Source organism: Mesorhizobium sp. M0998 (assembly GCF_040318885.1).
Classification (GTDB): domain Bacteria; phylum Pseudomonadota; class Alphaproteobacteria; order Rhizobiales; family Rhizobiaceae; genus Mesorhizobium.
On record NZ_JAMYND010000135.1, the window covers coordinates 1 to 562 of the forward strand.

1 protein-coding gene is annotated in these 562 nt (G+C 65.3%); it reads right to left on the reverse strand.

Annotation, left to right across the window (positions count from 1 at the left end):
* Nucleotides 1-539: IS110 family transposase (locus NKH59_RS33440; RefSeq protein ID WP_502908738.1), on the reverse strand; the 539-nt coding region annotated here is incomplete at its 3' end.
* Nucleotides 540-562: the final 23 nt, after the last annotated feature.

Consider the following 562-nt stretch of genomic DNA (forward strand, 5'->3'; position numbering starts at 1 on the left):
CCGAGTTCGGGCATTTCGATGAGAAGCGCGAAGGCGGTGATTGCCGAGACGCCCGGGATCGAGACGAGGATAGCGAAGCGACGGGAGAGATCGGGATCGGACTGGATGAGCGCCGTGATCTCCTTTTCGACAGCAGCCATTTGACGTTCGATCTGCCTGAGCTGCTGGGCATTGTGGCGCTTGAGGATGGGAAGGGTTAGCGCCTTGGCCCTGTTCCTCGCCGCCGTCCGGTTCTTCACCAGCGCCTCGCGCGCCATGTGCAGGTCCTTGAGGTCATTGAGGATCGGGCTGCGCACCGGTCGTGCTTCGAGGTCGAGAAGAGCGCCCATGCGCGCCAGCATGGCGGCGTCCAGCCGGTCGGTCTTGGCGATCCTGCCGGTGGCCTCGGCGAAGCGCCGGGCTTGGCGTGGGTTGACCTTGACCAGCGCAAGGCCAGCCGCCGCCAGCTTCCGCTCAAAGGCCCGGTGATATGGACCTGTCGGCTCATAGACGATGCGTACGCCGGGCGGGTCCAACCGGCTCGGGCTCAACCAGCTCATGAACGCCTTGTGGCCGCGGCTGT